We start from the raw sequence: 25,120 nt of genomic DNA, 5'->3' as shown, positions 1-25,120 counted from the left end.
ATATCACATCAATTCTGCTTCAAAGTTAAGAATTGTAGTTATTTTTGGAACAACCATACTTAATTAGTTATCAATATAAATAAACTCTCCTCCAACTCTTCTTTGCGCCTCTGGGCCTGTGCGTGATTATTTTAAACTCCTAAAAAAATGCTTATCAAAACTTTAATCCAATATCTTCTAATTTTCACACTTTCACTAACCATATCAGCCTGTAACTTTCTTGGTATCACCTCAACCAAAGAACAACTCCCCACAGTCTCCCCCCTCACCCCCCCAAAACTCCCAGACTGGATTGAACAAATAAGCCCCATCACAGAAGCCAAACCCCTCAACCAAATCCGCATCCGCTTTAAAGAAGCCTTAATTCCCGTTGAAAATCTTGACAGTCCAGAACAACAAAAATTATTACAAAAATTTGCTCTTTGGCCGCCCTTACCAGGAGAATTTCGCTTTTTAACACCGCGTATGGTGGGATTCCAAGCCCAAAAAGCACTACCAAAAGCCACCCGATTACAAGTTACCTTAAAAGCCGGTTTAGCGGATTTAAAAAATCATCGTCTAGACAAAGATTTAGCTTGGACATTTAATACCGAATCTATCAACTTAACCAATTTACCAGGCGTCAATCCAATGGAAAAAGCCGACGCCGAACCCATAAATTTACAAGAAAAATTACAATTTACTTCCAACGTCGAATTAAATTTAAATTCCGTACAAGAACATTTACAGTTAATTCCCGAAGGTAAAAATCAAGGTGTAAGTTTCCAAGTCCAATTAAATAAAGAAGAAAAGCCATCGGCAGATGAAGAACCTTTAGAAAAATTTGACCCTTCCGCCCGGAATTGGATTTATAATATTACACCACAACAAAATCTGGAAAAAGCAACTCGTTATCGCTTAGTTTTTTCTCCAGGAATACTTCCCGCTTATGGCAATCTTCCCACAGAAAAAGAATTTGCTAGTAAATTAGCAACTTATTCGCCTTTGGCATTTAAGCAAATTAACTTTTACGGACAACCAGATGCAGGGGGAACTTACGGACGATTTATTAAAGGCAGTCCCCAGTTAGAATTTAACAACATTTTAGTTGCAGATTCCGCCAAACAAAATATTACCATCAATCCTGCACCAAAAGATATCGCCAGACTTCTCCAAGTCAGCGATGAAGATAAAATTGTGGGTATCAATCCTTATGCATTAGAACCAGCAAAAACCTATACAATTACGATTAACAGTAACCTCAAAGATAAATTTGGACAAACTTTAGGTAAACCGATAACCATTAAATATGATACCGGAGATTTAGCCGGGGATATCTGGGTTCCATCAGATTTAAATATTTTTCCCTCAGGTAAAGATTTACAGTTAAATATTAGTACGGTAAATTTACCAGAATCAAAATACAAAGCCGCTTATCGAGTAGTTAAACCCACAGATTTAGTTTATTTTAACTATAGTAATGATTTCTTACCCAAACCTGCTGAATGGCAAAGTTTCAAAGTATCAGGTAAGAAAAATCAATCAGTTGACGTTACCGTTCCTCTCAGAGAAAAAATCAATGCTGCTACAGGAATGTTAGCTTATGGAGTGCAAGCCCGCACCAATAAATATCAAGAAAACGGTAAGGAATTGTGGCGGGAACCTACTACCTATGGCATGGTTGAATTGACAAATTTGGGCGTATTCACTCAATGGTTTCCAGAATCAGGATTAATTCGCGTCAATCATCTTAATGATGGTTCGCCAGTGAAAGCAGCTAATATTGAAATTTATCAATCACAATTACAAGCAAAATCCCGTCCAGAACCCGTACCTTGTGCCACAGGTACAACTGATGACAATGGCACTTTTAGAGTTAATCGGGAACAATTACAGCAATGTAATTCAGAAAATCAAAGTTCTATAAAGTCACCCCAAGTATTAGTAATTGCCCGTGAAAATCAAGATTGGGCATTTGGCAGAACTGACGAATATAGCGGCGTTTATGGCTATGGCATTGATGCCGGTTGGCAAGATAATAAACCAGAATCGCGGGGGGTAATTTTTTCAGATAGACAGTTATATCAACCAGGGGAAAAAGCTTGGTTGACTGGTTTTGCCGATTATTTACAAAACGGTGTAATTGGGCAAGATAAAAATGCTGTTTATCAATTAACTCTCATAAATCCCGACGGACAAAAGATTAATTTAGGCACACAAACCACAAATGAATTTGGTACTTTTTCTTTAGAATTACCCATCCAAAAAAGTCAACGTTTGGGTTATTATACAATCCAGGGCAAAGGTAAAAACGGGCTAGAAATTTCCGGTGAATTTCGGGTAGCTGAGTTTAAACCACCGAACTTTAAAGTCGAACTCAATTTAGATAAAGAATTTGCTCTCATTGATGAAAAGGTGAATATTAATGCCAGCAGCAATTATTTATTTGGCGCACCAGTAGAAGGTGGAGAAGCGAAGTATTTTATCACTCGCCAACAAGCGAATTTTATTCCCAAAGGTTGGGAGGAATTTAGTTTTGGTAGACAATGGTTTTGGCCGGAAGAATCTCCCACTGTATCTAGCGATGTCTTGCAAACTAATACCCAATTAGATGCTAATGGTAAAACTAGCCAAACAGTAACCGTGGCTAAAGATTTGCCATATCCCATGACTTATCAAGTTGATGTCCAAGTTGCAGATGTTTCTAATCTTTCAGTAGCCAATTCTCAAACATTTACAGCCTTACCAAGTAATCGTTTGATTGGTTTAAAAAGCAATTTTATCGCTGATGCTGGTAAAGCTTTCCCCATTGAAGCCATTGTAACTGACCCTACAGGAAAAGCAATTACAGGTCAACGGCTACGGCTGGAATTACAACAAATAAAATACAGCAGTGTCACACAATTAGTGGAAGGTAGCCAGACACCAAAAAATCAAGTTGAATATCAAACAATCCAACAAGCAGAAATTACATCTGATAGTAATCCACAAATAGTAAATTTAACACCTTCTGAATCTGGTTCCTATCGCATTCGCGCAAATTTCACCGATGAAAAAAATGAATTAAGTGCCACCGATTTACAAATTTGGGCAACTGGAGAAAAACCAGTATTTTGGGGTACAAGAGAAAAAGATGTTTTAGAAGTGAAGCTAGATAAAAAAGAATTTAAACCAGGCGAAACTGCTACTGCATTAATTCAATCTCCCTACCCAGATGCAGAATTATATTTTGCTGTTATCAAAGACAAACCAATTTATCAGCAAATTACCAAAGTTCAAGGAGGCGCGCCACAAATTCAATTTCAAGTAACACCAGAAATGTTACCTAATGCAGCCGTGGAAGCTGTATTAGTCAGACAAGGTAAACCAATTAACCAAGTGGAAGCAGGAAGTTTAGATAACTTAGTGAAAATTGGTTTTACACCTTTTAAAGTTAACTTGGAAGATAAATATTTAAAACTGCAAGTTAAGCCACTGCAAGCATCATTAGAACCTGGTGCTGAGGAAACAGTACAACTAGAATTAAAAGACAACCAAGGAAACCCCACCAAAGGACAATTTACAGTCATGGTGGTGAATGAAGCAGTGTTACAACTTTCTGGTTATCGTCCGCCGAATTTGGTAGATACAGTTTATGCAGAACAACCGATTTCTACCCGTTTTAACGATAATCGACCAGATGTCATTTTACAACCGCAGGATGTAGCCAAACCAAAAGGTTGGGGTTATGGCGGTGGTTTTTCAAGTAGTGCAGCAAATACTCGCACCCGCACTGATTTTCAACCCTTGGCTTACTATAACGGTTCTATCCTCAGCGATGTTAATGGTAACGCACAGATAACCTTTAAATTACCGGATGACTTAACTACATGGCGGGTGATGGCTGTGGCCACTGATGGAAATCTGCGTTTCGGTAACGGCGATGCCACATTTATCAGCACCAAACCACTGCTAACTAATGCCATTTTGCCACAGTTTGCCCGTCCAGGCGATCGCCTTCTGGCTGGTTTATCCGTCACTAACAACACCGGGAACGCCGGAAATCTCTCAATTAATGGCGAAGTTGGCGGTACGGTGAAATTTGCCGAGAAAAACCCCACAACTACTGCTTTACAAACCACAGCTGAATCTACAACTCAAGCTTATCGGTTTCCAATGGTAGCTGATAGCGTCGGAGTCGGGAAAGTCCGCTTTACCACCAAGCTAAATAATACAGCCGCAGATGCTTTTGAAGTTCCTTTGGAAGTTAAGCCAATTGAAATTACAGAACAAGTTGTAGAAACTGGTGTAACTACAAAACAAGTAAAAATTCCCTTAAATGTTGATAAAAATACCTTCCCTGATGCGGGAGGTTTAAATATTCAATTGGCGAGTACTTTGATTCCCGAAATTAAAGCACCAGCGAAACAGGTTTTAGCAGATAATGATTTACCCTTTACAGAACCAGCAGCAAGTCAATTAATAATTGCAGCAAATCTCCAAACGATTACCCAAAAATACAATCAAAAATTTGCAGAATTTAATCCCAGCCAACAAGCAAATCAAGCAATTGAACAATTAGCAAAACTGCAAATTGCTGATGGTGGTTTTGCTGCTTTTCCCGGACAAGAAAAATCCGATCCTTGGGTTTCTGCTTATGCTGCTGAATCTTTGGTGAAAGCAAATCAGGCGTTTCCCAAATTAGTGGATGCGGGAATGTTGTCTCGCCTCAAAACTTATTTACAAAAAGTTTTAGCCAACCCCGGAGAATACGATTTTTGTAAACAACTACTATGTAAAAGACAACTGCAATTAAAAACTTTAATTGCTTTGTCAGAACTAGGTGAAAAGCGCAATACTTTCCTGGCAGATATTTACGAACAGCGCAATAATTTTGATGCAGTAACTCAAATTAAACTAGCGCGATATTTATCTCAATTCCCAGAATGGCAAGACGAATCTCAACAATTAGTAAATCAACTGCAACAAAATATCTATGAAACTGGACGCACAGCAGTTGTTAGTTTACCGACTAGTTGGGGATGGATGAATTCATCCACTGCAACCCAGGCGGAAGCTTTACGTTTATTCATTGCCAAACAAAGCAAGCCTGAAGTCATAGATAAATTGTTACAAAGTCTCCTTGCACTGCGACGCAATGGCACTTGGCAAACTGACTATAATAATGCCCAAGCTTTAACAGCTTTGGTAGATTATAGCCAACTACAACCCACACCACCGAATTTTGTTGCCACAGTACAGTTAGCTGGCAAAAAGTTAGGAGAAAATCGCTTTCAAGGCTATAAAAATCCTAGCTTAGAACTAAATTTACCCATGAATCAATTACCTCGTGGGCGTCACGATTTAACCCTACAAAAATCAGGGAATGGCAGCTTACATTATTTGGTTGCTTATAATTATCGCTTGCAAGGAAATCAACCGGGTAGATTTAATGGGTTACGCATAACACGAGAAATTAGTCAAGTTAATGAAGAGAAAGTTTTACAAAAAACAGGTCTTTATGCCTTGGATAAACCCTTAACTTTAGCCACCGGACAAGTGTTTGATATTGGTTTAGAAATTATCAGCGATCGCCCCGTAGACCATATAGTAATAAAAGACCCATTGCCAGCTGGTTTTGAAGCCGTAGACGCGAGTTTTCAAACTGCTACGGCCGCATTACAAGCAAAAGCCGATAGTTGGGAACTTGGGTTTAAGAATATTTATCGCGATCGCATTATCGCCTACGCCGACCATCTAGAACCAGGAGTTTACAGCTTGCATTATTTAGTCCGTTCTGTGACACCAGGGACATTTTCTTGGCCTGGTGCCCAAGTGCATTTACAATATGCACCAGAAGAATTTGGGCGCACTGCTGAATCTACATTGGTGGTTGAGGATAAGTCGTGACAACTTAAGATATAATATACTGTCCGCCTAATGACCCATAATAAAAACCTCTTTGCGTCCGCCGTACCCTTCTCTTCTCTACGAAACGCTACGGAACGGGAAGCAAGCTACACACAGCAGCAACCCCTTCGGTGTACCCCCCAAGCCGGCGCTTTGACTCAGCCGGATATGATAAGTAGGTCAACTTAATTAAACATAAAACAATGGTAGGGTGCGTTATCGCAAAGCGTAACGCACCTCAATTGCTATAGTACAGTCTACAGAGGTGCGTTAGCCTACGGCATAACACACCCTACTAGCGTGACAAGGCTAAAATAGTGCATTAATAAACTCTTGTGGGGTGGGCATCTTGCCCGCCCGGACGGGTGAGGACACCCATCCCACAATAAAATCTATTCCAACATTTAAGGCTTGACACGCCACTACATTTATTGACATCTACGTATGACGTTTTTTTAGGTTGAGCTACTTATCAAAGCAATTTCTAAGCTAACTGGGCTATTTCCTAGCTTAATTTTTCTACGTATATGTCATGTTCTCTATTAATAAAAACTTCTGATAATGCCTGATAAGCTTCTGTCCAAGCTGCTATCACCTCTTCTGTTGCTTGTGCTCCTAATACCTCACGCATAGCTTGGAGTAAACTTTCTCCTACAATCAGATATTGTTCTGGTTGGACAGATGTTTGTACATGACGTTGGGCAATTGTTTCCACCATTGATGTTAAAGCTGACAAGCGATCGATTTGGCTAGCATAACCATAAATTGCTGTGGCTAATTTTATCGGCTGCGAACCATTTGCTTGAGCCGACATATCAAATTGCTTTTTAATATCTGGATGATTATGAAACATAATTTCATACATCCGAGTAGTAATTTGTTGACCGTTCTTTTTTAAAATAGGTGCAGTAGATTTAACTATATTGATTGTTTGTTGACTAATCATAGTTTTTTCACTCGCTTCATACTTTCGATTAACTTTAATTTAGGGGAGATTTTAATTGATAACTATGAGCTACCTCAAACAAGCAACTTAAAACTGCTGAAGATGATTTAACCAAGCTAAAATTATGATGCTTAGCATTGCCAAATCCATTAAACAGGGTAGCAGGAGGAATGCGATGAAAGCAGTGGTTATCCGTCGGTATGGCGACGCCCAGGTATTGCAGTATGAAGATGTGGAACAGCCAAAAATTCAGCCAACGCAGATACTTGTGAAAATTCGTGCCAGTAGCATTAACCCCATTGATTGGAAAATTCGCCAAGGAATGTTGAGTTTGCTTACAGGAAGCAAATTTCCCAAAATTCTTGGGTTTGATGTGGCGGGAGATGTGGTAGAAGTTGGTTCCCAAGTAACGCGTTTTAAACCAGGAGACGCTATTTATGGTAGTACTAGCTTTCCTGGGGGAGGTTATGCCGAATTTGCTGCTATTCCAGAAAACTTAGCCGTACTCAAACCCACGAATTTGTCTTATGAAGAAGCTGCGGCTATACCTTTAGCAGCGCTCACAAGCTTACAAGCGCTACGAGATGGCGGTAATATTCAAACAGGACAAAATGTTTTAGTTAATGGTGCTGCGGGCGGTGTAGGTACTTTTGCAGTGCAAATTGCCAAGGCTTTAGGGGCAGTGGTGACGGGGGTTAGCAGTTCTAGAAATTTGGATTTGGTGAAATCTTTGGGAGCAGACCGCGTAATTGATTATACGCAGCAAGATTTCACCGCAGATACAACGGAATACGATATTATCTTTGATGCAGTGGGTAAGCGATCGCTTTCTCAAACTAAAAAAGTCCTCAAACCCAATGGCATTTATATCACCACTTTACCAAGCGCGGAAACTGTTGTCCAGAGTGTGTTAACAGCGTTTCTTCCCGGTCAAAAAGCAAAATTAGTGTTAGAAAAACCCAACGCTAAAGACTTGGTCGATCTCAAAGAATTAATTGAAGCTGGTAAAATTCGTCCAGTAATCGATCGCACATTTCCCTTACAAGACTTAGCAGCAGCTCATAGCTACAGCGAAAGCGGACGTGCAGCTGGGAAAATAGCGATCGCCGTTGCTAGTTGATTACCAGCGAACATCAATAGACTTCTAAGAGAAGTCGGGAAAAGGGGAAAGGGAAAGGGGGAAAGGTTTGGTATTTTCCCTTTCCCCGGTTGGTGAGCTTGTCGAACCATTAACCTTTTCCCACAAGAGTCCTTTTTGCACTCTTGTCTAATCTAGAGACGTTTGCTACGTCTCTACTGTAGTTAAGGTTTGTACGAAAGCTTATAGATAGTGCCGCTGTAGTCATCCGAAATGAACAAATTACCTTGGTTATCGACTGCCATATCCACCGGTCGCCCCCAAACTTCTTCTGTTCCTGGAACTAGCCAGCCACTAACTAAATCCATCTGATTCCCTGGAGTCTTTGTTGTACTGTTCCAAGGAAAGTAAACTACCTTGTAGCCTGTTTTCTTCTGCCGATTCCACGAACCGTGCAGCCCCACCACTACCCCATTTGAGTACAAGCCAGGAAAGTTAGTATTTTGTAAGAATGTTAGTCCCAAGGGAGCTGAATGGGCTTGAATACCCTTGGTAATCCTATCCATTGCATAGCAATTAACACGTCCATCAGAATTGTATTGATAGTCGCGGTCAAAGGGCATATTATTCATGCCACTTGCAGTATCAGGATTGGAATTGCAGAATGGCCAACCGTAGTTACCAGCATCTCGGACTCGCGTAAATACTTCTGGTGGATGATTATCTACATAGGAGGGAATCAACTTACCGTAATTGCCAGTACTATCTTTGAAGGGATAGCGGATGTTGTCTCGATTATTATTAACAACCCAAAGGTCATTTGTATTAGGTAAAAATGCTAATCCTTCGGCATTACGCAAACCTTGGGCAAAAAGGCGGCGATTGGTTCCATTGGCGTTGTATTGGTAAATCGCACCACGTTTTGGATTACTCACAGTATCTGATACGCAGGCATTACAGGTAGAAGCAATTGACACGTACAATTTATGGTTGCTATCGAGTGCGATATTTTTCAGCTCGTGACCATACGCGCCTTTGAGTTCGCTTGTGCTGCTGTCTGGTAAACCACTGACAACAATTTGACGATTTTTAGCAGTTCTGTCTCCATAGGTATAGGTGAAACGGTTGATTTGATGAGTCTCAGAGATATAGACGTATGTGGTGCTGTTAATCTTGTGAAATACAATGTCGTGTGGTCTGCGTAAACCTGTGACAAAGTTAGAAATAATTGGGTCTTTGCTGCCATTGGGCCGGACAATTAACACTTTACCGGTATTCGGCTGTGATACTAAAAGATCCCCATTGGGAGCAACTGCCATGAACCGAGCTTTGGGAATACGAGTATAAACAGAGATGGAAAACTTAGGCGGTACTTTTAAGTAACGGTTTGTATTAAAAGGCGAATATCTCATCGTAGTGGGCACGTTCACCTTAGTATTCACAGACGCAGCTTGCGGATCAGCTAACGCCACTTTGGGAACAACCTCTAAAGACATCAAACTAGTAACTGAGATACTCAAACCAACTAGGGATGCAGATAATATCTGTCCAAGCCTATGTCTTGGATTTACGTTGAAGATAAACATTTTTCTAGCCTCGTAGGGAACTACGTCACACACAACTCTCGACTAGCCAATATTTTCCGAGAGTCCGAACACAGAGTAATCACGTGTAGTAGTTTTTGAAAACACTTCGTTAAATATCTTTATATTTTTATTTTTCGTTATTCATCAAAAAATCATTGATTAAAGTTACAACGTGTTACATAAAAATTCAGTATAGATTTTAAGGATAAAGCCATATACAGAGAGAGTTATAACCTTTTCCTCTATTTGCTGCTGTATAAAGAAAGATATAGCGATCGCTCCCTCAATTCCCAAAAATCTTTCAATATAAAACTGTATTTATTAATACGTTAATTATTTTAATCTAGTAAAATTCACTTAATAAGCGATCGCACATATCCCCAACAACAATTAGCGATGGTTCATAGTCATAGGGAAAGAGTGTGCAGTGGACAATTACCAGAATCCGCCCAATCAAAGTTAGAACACTTCACAGACAAGGAGACAAGGGAAATAAAGAAAGCAGCAGCAGCAGGGGACGAATAACTCCCAACTCCCAACTCCTCACTCCCAACTCCCAACTCCCAACTCCTCACTCCCAACTCCTCACTCCTCACTCCTCACTCCAAACTCCTAACTCCCAATAATTCATATTATTTAAACTGACACAGTAACACGCAGAGATTTTAAGGTTTTTGCTCAAATTGTTTAATGCGGTTTAGAGCATCTTGATATTCCTTTTCTTTTCCTTGCTGTTTATACAAATCGGCAGATTGGCGAAAATCTTCAATTGCAGCTTGCCGATCTCCTAAATTAGAGTGAGCTAAACCGCGATTGTAGTAAGCATTTCCATAGTTGGGATTAATTTTGATAGCTTGGGTATAATCTGCAATTGCAGTTTGATTATCTCCTAAATCATAGCGAGCTAAACCGCGATTGTAGTAAGCTAGCGCATAATTTGGATTAAATTTGATGGCTTGAGTATAATCTTCAATTGCAGCTTGTTTATCTCCTAAATCATAGCGAGTTACACCCCGGTTGTAGTAAGGTAGTGCATAACTCGGATTAATTTTAATGGCTTGGTTATAATCTTCAATTGCTGCTTGAGTATTTCCTAACTCAGAGCGAATTAAACCCCGGTTGATGAATGCTTCTGCATAGTTGGGATTAATTTTAATGGCTTGGTTATAATCTTCAATTGCTGCTTGCCTATCTCCTAAAGTAGAGTGAGATAAACCACGATTGTAGTAAGTTAGTGCATAGTTGGGATTAATTTTGATGGCTTGGTTATAATCTTCAATGGCTGCTTGATTATCTCCTAACTCAGAGCGAATTAAACCACGGTTGATAAATGCTTGTGTATAGTTAGGATTAAATTTGATGGCTTGGTTATAATCTTCAAGTGCAGTTTGATTATCTCCTAAATTAGAGCGAGCTAAACCGCGATTGTAGTAAGCATCTGCATAATTGGGATTAATTTTGATAGCTTGGTTATAATCTTCAATTGCACCAGAAAAATCTTTGTTATTGTATTTTTCTAATCCTTCTTTATAGTAACTCTCAGCACTTTTTTGTTCTATTCTGAGTAGATTTGTTATTCCTAGTAAATGAACAGTACCAACACCCATTAATACAACTAACGGAATCAGAAAAAGATATATAGGAATAGGTTTTTTTTGACTGATTGATGGCGTAAATACAGGTGCAACAGGTATAGTTACTGGTATTGTTTCTGAATTTAACGCTTGTAAAACTTCTTCAGCCGATTGATAACGGCGTTGGTATTCTTCTTGCAACAATCTATCCAGTATCCGCCCCAATTCTTGACTTACTGGTTGTTGCAAATATTGTCGCCAATTAGTAACCCAACCATAACCTTGTCTTTGCCAAAGTTCCCAAGGGTGAATTCCACTCAACAGGTGAAAGCAAGTTGCACCGACACCATATAAATCACTGGCTGGGTAAGCTTCACCACCTTGCATTTGTTCCAGTGACGCATAACCAAAAGAGCCGATGGTTGTTCCTATTTGCGTTATCACCGTTGCAGTCAGTTGCTTGGATGCACCAAAGTCAATTAGTACCAATTTTCCATCGCTGCGACGAATGATATTCTCTGGCTTGATATCCCGGTGAATAACTTTGTGTTGATGAACTGTTTTGAGAATATCTAACAAATCCAGTAATAATTGTTTTATTTTTTGCTCGTTGAAATTTCCCTGCTGTTGCAATTCTGTCAATAAATTCTGTCCGTCGATAAACTCCTGCACCAAATACAGGTGATTATCTTCCTTAAAATAAGCTAACAGCGTGGGAATTTGAGAATGTTTTCCTAACTGTTGCAGTCGCTTTGCTTCTTGCTCAAATAGTTCTGTGGCTTTGTTGAGTGCATCTGTACCCTGCATTTGCGGTGCAAACTGCTTGATGACACAATGCTCCTGAAGTTTATCGATATCTTCTGCTAAATAAGTTTTACCAAATCCCCCGCCACCTAATGATTTAATTGGGCGATAGCGGTTTCTCAGCACTACCAACCTTGTACCGCATTTGGAGCAAAACAGGGTGCCATCGGGATTGGGCGGATTGTGGCAAACTGGATTTAGGCAGCAGGTCATAAACTATGCTTCTGTGGGGAAATGTATCTATTATGGCTTAAGCACAACCCACTGTTTATATAGCAATCCGATTTGATTTGTGAACTTACTTGTGAAACTCCAAGGCAACTTGGCGGGGAAAAGGGGAAGGGGGAAAGGGAAAAGGTTTTTTCTTCCTTCCCCTTTTCCCTTTAACCTTTACCCAATCTCCACCCACAATAGCGGATTACTTACCATCATCCCTCTTTTTTCCCTTTCCCTTTAACCTTTACCCAACTCAACCTCCGTCTAACATTTTTGGGTTGGCAGACTACTAGCTTCACAATAATTAAATAGGAGTCCTGTAAGAAACGCAAAATTAAGGTTTATTTCGACAATAAGTCTGAAATTTGGAAATATTACTCTAGCTGGTGTATATACTCGTAATCAAAATCTCAACAGACGCGAGTATTATGCTGGATTTGTTAGCTATTTGGGGTGTGACTCAAGCTGCTGGGTTGATTTTTAAACCCATTCTCGAAGACTTAGCCAGAGATGCTGCGAAAGATTGGGCTAAAGATTTATTAAAAGGCATCCCCGGCAAGATTTTTCAGAAACTTCAGAAAGAAGATATAGAAATTGCTGCGGGGAAAGCATTAAAGGAATTTTTACAACTGGTGCAGCAGCAGTTAAAGGTTCGTTGCAAACTTAGTGAAACTGAAATTAAAAATTATACCAAAGACCTCAAAAAATTTATCAGCGATAAGTTAGTTATAGAAATTTTGGGCAAGGCTTTTGATATTAACTGTGAATCTTTAGACGCTAAAAAGCTGGAAGAAAGTTGGAAGAGACTGCAACTACAACCTCTACCACCTAAGTTTAATTGGCAATCTATTACGGAACAGTATTTGACACAAGTCCAAGAACTGCTTTTAGATTCCCAAGAATTACACCATATCTTACAATTACAAAAATTATCTAGCATTGAAACAAATATCAAACAACTTTCTGGTGTTACTCCAGATTTTAATTTAATTAAATATCAAGAAGGAATTCTAGAACGTTATGGCAATGTTAAATTAGATAGCTTAGATACTAGCGGCTATGCCTATAACGAACTGAAATTATGGCGGATTTTCACGGCTCAAAATGTCCGGGAAACTCATCAAGTTTTACCACAAGTTCACGAACTGCCGAAAGAACATCTTAGAAGGCTGCGAGAAAGCGACCAAGTAGAAGCAGAAATTGAATTAGCAGAATTAGAACGCCACAAACGAGTTTATTTTGAACAGCCGATATTTTGTGTTTTAGATGTTGTCAATAAAAAGCAAGATTATAAATATATTGTGATTTTGGGCGACCCTGGTTCTGGGAAGTCTACTTTGTTGCAATTTCTCGCTTTGAATTGGGCACAGTCACCGCTAGATAATGCGATATCTTTACCAATTCCCTTGCTCATTGAGTTACGCACTTATATGCGGCGACGGGAAGATAAAGAGTGCAAGAATTTTATCGAGTTTTTTCATCAATGTAGCGGTGCAATTACTCATCTCAATCAACTTGAATTAGATGAACAATTAAAAGCTGGTAATGCCTTGGTGATGTTTGATGGTTTAGATGAAGTCTTTGACCAAGGTCAGCGAGAAGATGTCATTACTGATATTCATCGCTTTACTAATGACTATCCCAACGTGCAGGTAATTGTCACTTCTCGGATTATTGGCTATAAACCCCAACGATTGCGCGATGCTGAGTTTCGCCACTTTATTTTACAAGATTTAGACTCAGAACAAATTCAGGATTTTATCAACCGTTGGCATGAGTTAACTTTTTCTGATGCAGCAGAAAAAGTGAGAAAACGGGAACGGTTGCAAAGAGGAATTGCAGCTTCCAAAGCTATTGCAGAATTGGCGGGTAATCCTTTGTTGTTGACGATGATGGCAATTTTGAATCGCAATCAAGAACTGCCAAGAGATAGAGCCGAACTTTATAATCAAGCTTCGCGGGTACTGCTACATCAATGGGATGTGGAACGCGCTTTGACAGAAGATAACAGGTTAGATCCGAAGACGATTGATTATAAAGATAAACAAGCGATGCTGCGTCAGGTTGCTTATCAGATGCAGACAGGTGAGAAAGGTTTGGCAGGGAATTTAATTAATGAAAATGATTTAGTCAAAGTTCTGATTGATTATCTCAAAACCATAGAATTTGATAAACCCAGAGAAGTAGCGCGGGTGATGATTAATCAACTGCGGACTCGCAACTTTATGTTATGTTTCCTGGGTGCGGATTATTATGCTTTTGTGCATCGGACATTTTTAGAATATTTCTGTGCTTGGGAGTTTGTCTGGCAGTTTAAAGAAACGCAAACGCTGAGTATTGAGGAACTGAAGAATGAGGTTTTTGGCAAACACTGGCAAGATGAAAGTTGGCATGAAGTTTTGCTGTTAATTGCAGGAATGATTGAGCCAAGATTTGTTGGTGAAATTCTGGAATATTTAATGGCGCAAGATGGCGAAGAGGAAAAGTTTGTCAATCTCTTTTTAGCGGCTAAGTGTCTTGTAGAACTGAGAAATCGTTCAGTGATTGCGTCAATAGCGAATAAATTACTTGACAAGCTTAAAGACTTAACTAAATATGACCTCTGGTATTATTACAACCCCCGGCTATATAAAGAAACAAAGCTAGTTCGAGAAATTCGCACTCAAGCAGTTACAGCAATTGCATCTACCTGGCAAGAATCTCTCGTCACCAAATCCTTCCTCAAAGAACGCGCTACCCAGGATGATGACAACGATGTGCGAAGTGCAGCAGTCAAAGAATTAGCCAAAAACTTCAAAGATGACCCCGACACCAAAATTTGGCTCAAAGAACGCGCTACCCAGGATGATAATGAATATGTGGGATATGCAGCAGTCAAAGAATTAGCCAACAACTTCAAAGATGACCCCGACACCAAAATCTGGCTCAAACACCGTTCTACTCAGGATGATAAGGAATATGTGCGATGTTCAGCAGTCCGAGGATTAGCTAAGAACTTCAAAGATGACCCCGACACCAAATCCATCCTCAAACAACGCGCTACCCAGGATGATGACTGGGATGTGCGGCGTGCAGCAGTCCATGAATTAGCCAAGAACTTCAAAGATGACCCCGAAACCAAATCCTTCCTTAAACAACGCGCTACCCAAGATGATAACTGGAAGGTGCGACGTGGAGCAGTCCAAGAATTAGCCAAGAACTTCAAAGATGACCCCGAAACCAAAACCTGGTTCAAAGAACGCGTTGCCCAGGATGATAACTGGGATGTGCGAGATACAGCAGTCGAAGAATTAGCCGACAACTTCAAAGATGACCCGGACACCAAATCTATCCTCAAACAACGCGCTACTGAGGATGATAACAACAATGTGAAATATACAGCAGTCCGAGTATTAGCCAAGAACTTCAAAGATGACCCCGACACCAAAACCTGGCTCAAAGAACGCGCTACCCAGGATGATAACGACGAGGTGCGACGTGCAGCAGTCGAAGGATTAGCCGACAACTTCAAAGATGATCCTGACACCAAATCCATCCTCAAACAACGCGCTACCCAGGATGATAACGACGAGGTACGACGTGCAGCAGTCCAAGGATTAGCCGACAACTTCAAAGATGACCCCGACACCAAATCCATCCTCAAACAACGCGCCAAGGATGATAACTGGGTTGTGCGAGATGCAGCAGTCGAAGGATTAGCCAACAACTTCAAAGATGACCTCGAAACCAAAACCTTCCTCAAACAACGCGCTACCCAGGATGATAACTATAATGTGCGAGGTGCAGCAGTCCAAGAATTAGCTAAGCACTTTAAATATCAGCTTGAGTTGTTTGAAATTTACTACCACTGCGCTGTTAATGACCCCTTTAAGGATAGCCATGAGCCTTTCTTTAAACCCAATCCTCGGCGCATTGCACTTGAGATAATTATCAAGCAATTTCCTCAGCATGACCAGACTTTACCACTGTTGCGCGACAGAGCAGAGAATGACCCAGATGAGCAAGTGCGGGAATTTGCTCAGAAGAAGTTGGCAGAATTAGAGAAGTAAAAGAGTGGTGATACCAATTCTGTATGAAGATGCACCAAACTATATGAGGAACAAACCGCAAAGGGCGCATTCGCGCAGCGTCTCGTCAGAGAAGGACACAAAGAAAGAAAGAAAGAAAGAAAGAAAGAAAGAAAGAAAGAAAGAAAGAAAGAAAGAAAATTTGGCGCAGCCTCACAAAGAAATGGTATGAAAATATGAAAATTCGGTCTGATGTATAGAAGCCCTGGCGAATGAAATTCGCGGCTATACAGACAAAACCCACACTTCGAGTGAACTTCAGTGGCCGCCTCCGTGGGTTTCAAATTCTTTGAGTCGGCGCAGGCGAATTTGTTTTGTGTAGCTGCGATTTCTAATCGCTTGGTATATTTGGTATTGCTCATCGACGAGAAGCTTATAAATTGCTTGAGAGTGCGTTCAAATTCTTTCTTGTTGTGCTACTTCTTGGACTTGTGCAAGATCTAAATCTAAAGCCTGTGCTATCTGTTCTACAGTTAAACCCAATGCTAAAAGCTTAGGTACAGCTTCTAATTTTGCTTGTATGCGTCCTTTTTGTTCACCTTCTTCTCTAGCTTCTTGATAAACCCGCGTTTGCTTCAATTCACTTAATCCAAACATTGCTTCTATCTCCTTTTGACTCATCTGCGGAAATTTGTAAACTAAGATTGTCTCTATTAATTCTAGTAATTGTTTTTGTGGTAGTTGCAAATCTACCGCTTGCTGTGTACGGTTGATTAATTCTCTGGCGGTACTAATGGCTGTATCTTCGTGTTCAATGATTAATTTTATCGTAGCAATTCCTATCGGCAAGGATGCAGTTGAGCCTAATTCATCTAAGTAAATTACACGAATACGCTGGCTGTGAAAAAATTCTATGAAATCTTCTTTCTCACCTATATCGATATCTGAGGTTGGATAAATCACTACTCCTCGCCAAGGATTTTTACGTTGATTTTGGCGTAAGTATAAAGAAATTTCTGAAATCAAGCGCAAGTAAATTTCTGCATCTGGTTGAAATTGAACTTCCACAAAATAAATCGGACTTTTTTCATCTGGGATGGGAAGAAATACACCGTCGATTCTAAAAGCTGTTTGTTTGATTTCAACTGAAGCAAATTGATAGATGTTGGCAGTTTCGGGAGGGTTACCAATTAGTTCAAAGAAGATGCTAGGAAATTCTTGAAATAGGCGATAAAATATGCTGTCGGTTTTCACGCAGAGGTTTCAGCAGATGTTTGACTATGCTGATTTTACCAATAGCAGGCAATAGGCAAATAAAGTCTGTTGGCATTGGGTTTCTTACAATTAAAATATCCCCGTGTCACTGTGTCCCCGCGTGGGTGCGTCGGTCTAAACAATAAGTTTTCAAGTAAACTCGATATAATGTGCGATCGCTCTTACTAATGGGAATTATATACTTAGCAAATTTTGCTACTTCACCATCTTCATTCCCAAGGTAAATATACGATGGCTTCTCAAAATATTACAGGCTCGCTTTCGGCACAAGATATCCAAGAAATTAAAGTCGCGCTACAAAAAATCGAACAGAAGCTTCCTTTTTTAGTCACTCTCAGTCCTGATGAACGGCGCAAGTTAGTCAAAATGGGTGATAAAAGCCTCGCTTTTGTCAACAATAGCATTACGGCTGCTCAATCTAACCGGGAAATTCTACCAGCCACTTTTGATGTTGATGAACTTGTTCGGGATTATCAATTAGCGACTGCGTTGACTGAGCTTTTAGTTTCTATACAGCAACTTAGCGAACAAGTAGATGATACCCTAATGGCTGTCGGTAGTGAAGCTATGACTGGCAGTTTAACTGTTTATGATTACGTCAAGACTGCATCAAAAAAGACTCCAGGGTTAAAGGTTGTCGCTGAACAGTTAGGCGAACGGTTTAAGGCTATCAAAGGTAGACCTAATAAAGTTGCGTCTGGTTCTTAAAAAATTAAATTAACTTGCACAAGAATAAACTACTGTAGGGGCGCATAGCTGTACGCCCCTACGATATTTTAATTTTTAAAGGTGTATTTTATTGAATTGAAAATCGCTGTAATGGTTGTTAATGAGGCTCTGAACTCCATTAATGAGTATTTGAACTCCGTTAATGAGTATTTGAACTCCATTAATGAGGCTTTGAACTCCGTTAATGAGTATTTGAACTCCATTAATGAGTATTTGAACTCCATTAATGAGGCTTTGAACTCCGTTAATGAGGCTTTGAACTCCATTAATGAGTATTTAAACTCCATTAATGAGGCTTTGAACTCCGTTAATGAGTATTTGAACTCCATTAAGGGATTAGCAAGAAATAAATTATTCAATCTTGTGGGGTGGACATCTTGTCCGCCCTTCTTTACGGGCGGGCGAGACGCCCACCCCACAAGAAAAGTTGAATATTTTTCTATTTGTAAGTTTTTTAATGAGTCTTTAAAAGTTTTGTGGCTAGGTTAGCATGGCTTTACGCCTCTACAGCAATTAGTTATTGTTCAACTGCTATGAGAATATTTACTTATTATACAGTTCTGAAATTTTGTGTTGGCTATTCCCACACATCTATATAATAAGAAAACATCTCTGATGAGCGATAGCGATATTTGAAAACGTATATATACATACAGACAGCAAATCATAAAAGAAAATAAAGAAACTTGTTTTTTATTGAGGCAAATATTAAGATACTAATAGTAATACGAGATACAGAAATTTGACTTTTATCCTTATCTAAGGTAGATTTGAGTGCATTTGAGTACAGCTTAATAAATCTCAAAATATAGTGCATAAATCTTTGTAAAGTCTTACAAGTAAAGTTTCTTGTAGCGAGTACAGAAAATCTTAAACCCTGCCCTAAAAATACCAGTACCCCTATCATTAAATACTAGTACCCCTACCCCAAGAGAAATTTTTAATTGATTTGAGGTGGGGGTTTTGGTGTTTGAGTACAACCTTAATAAATCCAATAAATCCAATCAACATTGGGTTCGCTAGGGAGTTGGAAGTGGCCTGATATAAGCATAAAAATAGCACATGGCTCTTTTAACCAGATAGACACTAGCGATGCAACAGTCTTTAGACAGAATTACGAATCCTCAAACTTTGAAAATACAGGATTCAAAACAGAAATCCTTGCTCAAGACATTACTCTCTGGAGATTTTTTTGAGCCATTATTGAGTGATTTTCGCATTATCTTTGAGCGCGATCCAGCTGCACGCAATTGGTTAGAAGTTGTGTTTTGCTATCCTGGGTTGCACGCATTGTGTTTGCATCGTCTTGCTCACTGGTTACATTGTCGAAGAGTAGCTTTTATTCCCCGTTTAATTTCTCACTTGGGACGATTTTTAACCGGAATTGAAATTCATCCAGGTGCAGAGATTGGGAAGGGTGTATTCATCGACCACGGAATGGGAGTTGTGATTGGCGAAACTGCGATTGTGGGAGACTATACGCTGATTTATCAAGGCGTCACCCTTGGCGGAACTGGTAAAGAAAGCGGTAAGCGTCATCCCACAGTGGGTAAAAATGTTGTGGTGGGTGCGGGTGCGAAGGTTTTGGGTAATCTGCAAATTGGCGATCGCGTCCGGATTGGCGCGGGTTCCATTGTTTTGCGGAATGTACCCAGCGATTGTACTGTGGTGGGAGTTCCCGGCCGAATTATTTCTCGCGATGGAAACGCCAGCGTTTCTCCTTTAGAACATGGAAAGCTACCCGATGTAGAAGCAAGCGTGATTCGTTCTTTGCTTTCGCGCATCGAACAACTGGAAAAACAACTGCAAACTTTAAGACAGGAGTTAGGAGTTAGGAGGTAGGAGTTAGAAGTTAGGAGTTAAGAGTTAGGGGTTAGGAGTTAGTAATTATTCTGTCCGATCTCCCACTCTGCGGGTTCGCGCTAGCGTCTCTCAAAGAGAAGCTCAAGTTACATCCTTCTCATCTTCCTTATCCCCTTTTGCCACTATGAAAAAATTAAATCCTTCACAAATTAATTCCGAGCCTTCAGGCGAACAAGTTTTGCAGATTCCTTTGAGCGATCGCTGGCGAATTTATCACCGTTTGCAAGAATTAAAAATTCAAAGTTCCTGTCTTCCGGATGGTTCTTTACGGGTGCAAGTCAATAATTTGCTAGAAGGGATTCTAATTCGCAGTACGGTTATGCAATTTCTCGCTTCTCGTCACGAATTAGTCGAGTGGTTAGAGCGTTGCTGGCAATATAAGTGATGAGTGTTAAGTCATAAATATTGTTGACAAACATTATCTAGACCAATAAGCTATGAGGCTTTTAAATTGCACAGTTATTTTCTAAGTTTGTTGACCCCTAACCATTCACTGTCAACAGTTAACAACCAAGAGCAAAAGATGTGCAAGGTCAAATCTACTAGAGCTTATTAATCTTGAATTCATCACACAAGCATAGCTCTTTGCAGGGATGCATAAATATTGAATAGGTTTAGAAGTTGAAGTTACTGTCTGCTAGCAAATTCTATTGCAAACTGAGAAGAATTCCTACTGCATGGCGGAAGTAAAGGAGAATTCAGAATTCAGAATTCAGGAGTCAGGAGTCACGAAAAACTTTCTGTTTCTCTTCTGTCCCATGCCCAATGACGCCACTTGCTCCACTTGGGGAGACCCCAAGACCGCAGTGGCTCCCCAATGCCCCATCCCCCATGCCCAAGCTAGGAATTTTTAATTCTTTTCCAACTGAAGAAATTGAAAGTTCAACTATGTCAACTCGTAACCGAGATATTCAACTCATCAAATTTTTACACCATGAACTTGAACTTTCAAATGCTGATATTGCTGTAGCGCTACGACACCGTGAGTTAAACAATGGCCCGTTACCGATGCTTCTCTGGCAGTATGGTTTAGTTAACTTAGACCAGTTAGGAAAAATTTTTGACTGGTTAGCAGAACAAAGTTAACTAATTTGTAACTGAGAATTCATGATTGAGAATTCAGAATTCTTTTTTACTGAGATTAAACTACACACCAATGCTATAAAAAATATGAGGTTCCTGAGATGATTACTACATTAATTGCTGGGTTCTGTATGTTAATTTTTTCCGGGCTTGCTAATAGCTATATTAGTTATTTACTACTTGAACAATTTACAACTGACATCGGTAAAAAAGATTAGTAAATTATACCAATTTTTAGTTCTTTGTCATACAGATGTGATATTGCTAAATGAGCAATAATTGAGGATCATGTATCCTGCTTATGTATTGTGATATTTTTAGCATTTACCATCACTAAGAATTGTAGAGAGAAAGGATATTGAGAATACTTCCAAGAGAGGGATATTTGCAATGAATCAAATCATAATTAATGACACTACATTGCGTGATGGTGAACAAGCGGCGGGTGTTGCTTTCAACTTAAAAGAAAAAGTAGCGATCGCCAAGTTTCTCGATGCCATTGGTATCCCTGAATTAGAAGTGGGGATACCAGCAATGGGTGGTGAAGAAACACAAGCGATTGCTGCAATTTCTGACTTGGGTTTGCAAGCAAAACTGTTGGGATGGAACCGCGCTGTAATCTCAGATATTAAGGCTTCCATCGCCTGCGGTCTCAACCGAGTCCATATTGCCATCCCCGTCTCTGGTATTCAAATTGCCACTAAATTTCATGGTCAGTGGCGGATAAGTTTACAAAAACTCAAAGATTCCATCAGCTTTGCTGTCGATCGCGGTCTTTGGGTAGCAGTGGGAGGAGAAGATTCTTCTAGAGCTGATGAAAGTTTCCTGTTGGATGTAGCACTTTCCGCCCAAGAATGGGGTGCATCTCGCTTCCGCTTCTGCGACACCGTAGGAGTTCTCGATCCCTTCACCACTTACACAAAGGTGAAGCAACTCGTTTCGGCTTTGACAATTCCTCTGGAAATTCACACCCACAATGATTTTGGTTTAGCAACCGCCAACGCCTTGGCGGGGATCAAAGCCGGAGCCACATCTGTGAATACCACAGTCAACGGCTTGGGTGAAAGAGCGGGAAATGCAGCCTTAGAAGAAGTTGTTATGGCCATCAAACGCATCTATGGCGTTGATTTAGGCATTGACACATCTCATTTGCTGGGACTGTCTCAACTAGTTGCTTCTGCATCCGGCGCTGAAGTACCACCTTGGAAAGCGATCGTTGGGGAAAACACCTTCGCCCACGAATCCGGAATCCATGCTCACGGCGTCCTGCACAATCCCCTCACCTACGAACCATTTGCCCCCGAAGAAGTCGGTTGCGAACGCCGCTTAGTAGTGGGTAAACATTCTGGAAGACATTCTGTTTCCAACTTACTACAACAGCATGGAATTTTCTTGAACCCACAAGAAACCCAATCAGTTTTAGATGCAGTGCGCCATCAGTCAGTAAAGAAAAAACGTAGTTTAACCACAGAAGAAGTCTTAAATTTGGCCAGAGAACAGAGGTATTCTCATGCAACGTGATGAATTAGAGTTAGACTTACCACCTGCTTTTGAAATTGGTGAAAAAGTCAGACTTCGCAAACTAATTAAAAACGATGGTACCTTTCCTGGTAAAGAAATCGGCCAAGTTTTAGCTAAGAAAGGAGATATCGGCTACATAGCAAGTATAGGCACATATTTGCAGAGTTCCTATATATATGCTGTGCATTTCATAGAAACAGGGATTGTCGTCGGCTGTAAGAAAAAAGAACTAGAATCTGTTGAGGAGTCTCATGAAAGTAATGTTACGCGTGAATGATGCCGGCACTTTAGTAGTCTACGTTGCTAAAAAAGACCTGGAAGAAGAAGTAGTCAAACAAACTGATGGCAGCGAAGGTAAGATTTTGACCTTAGCAAATGGCTGGGAATTAGAATTTCGTGAATTACCAGATGTAGCCAATCTACCGCAAACTGTGGAAGCAAAACGCCTCGCGTAAGAGGCAGGGGACTGGGGGAGACAAGGGGGACAAGGGGACAAGGTAGCAATCTTTCTCCCTCTCCCTTGTCTACCTTGTCTACCTTGTCCTTTTTCCATGCCCAATTACTTTTAATCAATCATGGGTAGAAAGTATTTTACGTTATCAGAATTGAACCTTGAAGGACAGTTTTTAGGTTTTGTTGGTGCAGAACCCAAAAAATATAAATATTTGCAACTGGCAGTTTCAGATGGAACTATGGAAATTAAATTGCCAAAAGAGTTGCGTCGTCCTCTGAGTTTGTTGTTAGTTCCTGGTGAAGAAATTCGCGTTTTTGCTTATAGTGAGTTAGACTCGCACACAGGTGAAATTAAAATCAAAGCCTGTCAAGTCACGCCAATTGGTACTTGTCCAATTCAAAATTTGCCACTCACACCAAAAGCCAAAATTATGGTGTGTCAAAAGTCCGGTTGTCTCAAACGTGGCGGTAAAGGCTTATTATCAGAATTAGAAAAAACTTTGTGCGATCGCGGTTTGTTAGACAAAGTTACCATCGAACATACCAGTTGCCAAAAATGTTGCAGCAGCGCTCCCAACTGTGTTTTACAGCTTGGTAAAAAGAAATATAAGAACATTCATCCAGAAGCGATCGCATCTTTGCTAGAAACTCATTTAGAGACTTCCAAAGAATAAAAGGCGTTGCTGATCAGAGTATGAATTGACATTTTTGATATAACTACATGCTTGGATGAAAGCAAAACCCCGGTCAGGAATCGACGCCGGGCACTGGCACGTCGAAGCAGTTCAAAACCATTGCGATGAGAGAGTAACCGCCGATCAAAAACACAAGTTCGCCGACTCCATCCCGGCCCAACAATTCCGTTGCGCGTTCATAGGTAGAGGCTGGCAAGATGTGTCCGGCAACCAACGCCCGTGCAACATCGTGGGCGATGGCTTCTTCGTTGCTCAGATCCGTAGGCCGTCCACCAGCCGCCAATGTCGCAACTTGAGAGGGCGACAGGCCAACTTCCGCAGCCGTGATTTCGTGCGCGTAGAGTTCGTAGCGGGCGCTATAGGCTCCGCCGACGGTCAGGATTGCTACCTCGCGGACTGTTTTGGGGAGGCACGCCTCGGCCGCGAGTGCCCTTTGGAGCAGCATGGCTGGCACACCGAACTTCGGGAAGTGCAGCATAGCCGGGAACGGGCCGATCAATGCGCCCTGTTCGTTGAGGATGACGATCCGGCTCTGTTTTTGCGAGACCAAGCTGGCGATGCCGTCATGTACCTCGCGGAGTTGAGGACTCAGGTTTTCAGGAAGAATCGGAGGTAGACGCATGAAAGGCTCCTGTGAATCATAATCCGTCCGTGAACTGACCGTCGATCAGGATAAAGGCGACACGGCAGTTCTTGTTCGAGCGGTTCGCCCATGCATGATTGGTTCCGCGCTGGATCACGATGTCGCCCGCGTGGATGGTCGTCTCGCCGCGATCCACAACCAGCGTCAGTTCACCCTCTAGCACGATCGCGTAATCGATGGTCTGCGTGCGATGCATCAAAGGATGCGGAGCGCCTGCCTTGGATCGCGCGGCGTCAGCGCCACCCATCTCGCCAAATTTCTCGGCGGCTTCGGTCTCCGTCAACTTGCGAATCGCGTCGCCTTCAGGCGGGAAGTCCATGACGCGGATGCGTGTACCGCCCTTGGGAGGAGCCAGCACCAAGCCGCTTTCGGCAGGCTCACCGGACTGCCGATCGATGATGGCGGGTGTTTCGCGAGTGCTCCACACTTCAAAGAAAGTTGGGCCACCTGGGCCACCCACTTGTTGCACGCGGGTGGGTGGCGCGTCTGAAACAATCACTGCGTGGCCAGCGTCGTCATGGCCGGTCACGATTCTCCGGAATGTTTGAGTTGGATTCATACCGATTCGCCTAGTCTTGAATCTATGCAAGCACCCGCCAGAAAGAGGATGTCTTAGCTGTAGTTGAAGGTTAAGACGGCGAGCTAGGTAGATGTTACCTTGCCTTCCTGTCTTTGGCAAGAGCAGAGCATTGTTATTGTGCGTTTTTCCGCCCCAGATACAGAAAAATCAGTAAGTATAGGTAAATAAACTAGACATAACTTGATGTTTATATGAGTCA

19 protein-coding genes are annotated in these 25,120 nt (G+C 41.1%); 13 read left to right on the top strand and 6 right to left on the bottom strand.

Annotated elements, in window-relative coordinates:
• Window positions 1–147: 147 nt before the first annotated feature.
• Window positions 148–5,868, top strand: a complete 5,721-nt coding sequence (locus VF06_RS18770; protein ID WP_180267343.1) for an alpha-2-macroglobulin family protein — start codon at window positions 148–150, stop codon at window positions 5,866–5,868.
• 505 nt (window positions 5,869–6,373) lie between these two features.
• Here VF06_RS18770 and VF06_RS18765 read toward each other — a convergent pair.
• The gene (locus tag VF06_RS18765) at window positions 6,374–6,814 is read right to left on the bottom strand and encodes a globin domain-containing protein (protein WP_099069484.1); all 441 of its coding nucleotides are present in this window, start codon (window positions 6,812–6,814) and stop codon (window positions 6,374–6,376) included.
• A gap of 175 nt (window positions 6,815–6,989) precedes the next feature.
• On the opposite strand from VF06_RS18765, the gene VF06_RS18760 reads away from it, so the two are divergent.
• On the top strand, window positions 6,990–7,934 hold the full coding sequence (locus tag VF06_RS18760; protein WP_099069485.1) for an NAD(P)-dependent alcohol dehydrogenase: 945 nt from the start codon (window positions 6,990–6,992) through the stop codon (window positions 7,932–7,934).
• A 182-nt stretch (window positions 7,935–8,116) separates the two neighbouring features.
• Here VF06_RS18760 and VF06_RS18755 read toward each other — a convergent pair whose 3' ends face one another.
• Entirely contained in the window at window positions 8,117–9,478 is a 1,362-nt protein-coding gene (locus VF06_RS18755) for a PQQ-dependent sugar dehydrogenase (RefSeq protein WP_099069486.1), read from the bottom strand.
• Between the two features lie 396 nt (window positions 9,479–9,874).
• Here VF06_RS18755 and VF06_RS42785 point away from each other — a divergent pair, with 396 nt between their 5' ends.
• Entirely contained in the window at window positions 9,875–10,003 is a 129-nt protein-coding gene (locus tag VF06_RS42785) for a hypothetical protein (RefSeq protein WP_257207552.1), read from the top strand.
• A gap of 140 nt (window positions 10,004–10,143) precedes the next feature.
• Here VF06_RS42785 and VF06_RS42780 read toward each other — a convergent pair whose 3' ends face one another.
• A complete protein-coding gene (locus VF06_RS42780) occupies window positions 10,144–12,069 on the bottom strand; it encodes a serine/threonine-protein kinase (RefSeq protein ID WP_244918002.1) in 1,926 nt (641 codons plus the stop codon).
• Window positions 12,070–12,500: 431 nt separating this feature from the next.
• Between VF06_RS42780 and VF06_RS18740 the strand changes: the two genes are divergently transcribed.
• The gene (locus VF06_RS18740; RefSeq protein WP_099069487.1) at window positions 12,501–16,121 is read left to right on the top strand and encodes a HEAT repeat domain-containing protein; all 3,621 of its coding nucleotides are present in this window, start codon (window positions 12,501–12,503) and stop codon (window positions 16,119–16,121) included.
• Between the two features lie 414 nt (window positions 16,122–16,535).
• Here VF06_RS18740 and VF06_RS18730 read toward each other — a convergent pair whose 3' ends face one another.
• On the bottom strand, window positions 16,536–17,333 hold the full coding sequence (locus tag VF06_RS18730) for an Rpn family recombination-promoting nuclease/putative transposase (RefSeq protein WP_099069489.1): 798 nt from the start codon (window positions 17,331–17,333) through the stop codon (window positions 16,536–16,538).
• A 252-nt stretch (window positions 17,334–17,585) separates the two neighbouring features.
• Here VF06_RS18730 and VF06_RS18725 point away from each other — a divergent pair, with 252 nt between their 5' ends.
• The 9 genes from VF06_RS18725 to VF06_RS18685 all read left to right on the top strand — a co-directional run bounded on the left by VF06_RS18725 (window position 17,586) and on the right by VF06_RS18685 (window position 23,677).
• The gene (locus VF06_RS18725) at window positions 17,586–18,062 is read left to right on the top strand and encodes a hypothetical protein (RefSeq protein WP_099069490.1); all 477 of its coding nucleotides are present in this window, start codon (window positions 17,586–17,588) and stop codon (window positions 18,060–18,062) included.
• A gap of 1,113 nt (window positions 18,063–19,175) precedes the next feature.
• Window positions 19,176–19,925 (top strand): serine O-acetyltransferase, encoded by a 750-nt coding sequence (cysE, locus tag VF06_RS18715; protein WP_099069491.1) that lies wholly within the window; start codon window positions 19,176–19,178, stop codon window positions 19,923–19,925.
• Window positions 19,926–20,070: 145 nt separating this feature from the next.
• On the top strand, window positions 20,071–20,331 hold the full coding sequence (locus VF06_RS18710; protein ID WP_099069492.1) for an Asr1405/Asl0597 family protein: 261 nt from the start codon (window positions 20,071–20,073) through the stop codon (window positions 20,329–20,331).
• A gap of 292 nt (window positions 20,332–20,623) precedes the next feature.
• On the top strand, window positions 20,624–20,800 hold the full coding sequence (locus VF06_RS42100; RefSeq protein WP_180267342.1) for a hypothetical protein: 177 nt from the start codon (window positions 20,624–20,626) through the stop codon (window positions 20,798–20,800).
• A gap of 34 nt (window positions 20,801–20,834) precedes the next feature.
• Complete coding sequence (locus VF06_RS18705) at window positions 20,835–21,032, top strand: DUF2949 domain-containing protein (protein ID WP_099069521.1); 198 nt, start codon at window positions 20,835–20,837, stop codon at window positions 21,030–21,032.
• Window positions 21,033–21,419: 387 nt separating this feature from the next.
• Complete coding sequence (nifV, locus tag VF06_RS18700) at window positions 21,420–22,550, top strand: homocitrate synthase (RefSeq protein ID WP_099069493.1); 1,131 nt, start codon at window positions 21,420–21,422, stop codon at window positions 22,548–22,550.
• Window positions 22,540–22,827, top strand: coding sequence for a nitrogen fixation protein NifZ (locus VF06_RS18695; RefSeq protein ID WP_096534564.1), 288 nt, complete (start codon window positions 22,540–22,542; stop codon window positions 22,825–22,827). The genes nifV and VF06_RS18695 overlap by 11 nt, the downstream gene beginning before the upstream one ends.
• Complete coding sequence (nifT, locus tag VF06_RS18690) at window positions 22,802–23,005, top strand: putative nitrogen fixation protein NifT (protein WP_099069494.1); 204 nt, start codon at window positions 22,802–22,804, stop codon at window positions 23,003–23,005. The genes VF06_RS18695 and nifT overlap by 26 nt, the downstream gene beginning before the upstream one ends.
• A gap of 120 nt (window positions 23,006–23,125) precedes the next feature.
• Window positions 23,126–23,677, top strand: a complete 552-nt coding sequence (locus tag VF06_RS18685) for a (2Fe-2S) ferredoxin domain-containing protein (protein WP_099069495.1) — start codon at window positions 23,126–23,128, stop codon at window positions 23,675–23,677.
• A gap of 73 nt (window positions 23,678–23,750) precedes the next feature.
• On the opposite strand, the gene VF06_RS18680 is transcribed toward VF06_RS18685, so the two are convergent.
• On the bottom strand, window positions 23,751–24,320 hold the full coding sequence (locus tag VF06_RS18680) for a carboxymuconolactone decarboxylase family protein (protein WP_099069496.1): 570 nt from the start codon (window positions 24,318–24,320) through the stop codon (window positions 23,751–23,753).
• Between the two features lie 16 nt (window positions 24,321–24,336).
• Complete coding sequence (locus tag VF06_RS18675) at window positions 24,337–24,900, bottom strand: cupin domain-containing protein (RefSeq protein WP_099069497.1); 564 nt, start codon at window positions 24,898–24,900, stop codon at window positions 24,337–24,339.
• Between the last annotated feature and the right edge of the window lie 220 nt (window positions 24,901–25,120).

The organism is Nostoc linckia z4 (genome assembly GCF_002608075.1).
In the GTDB taxonomy this organism is placed as follows: domain Bacteria; phylum Cyanobacteriota; class Cyanobacteriia; order Cyanobacteriales; family Nostocaceae; genus Nostoc; species Nostoc linckia.
The sequence above is the reverse complement of the archived record's forward strand: the minus strand, read 5'-3'. Positions and strand labels throughout refer to the sequence as shown.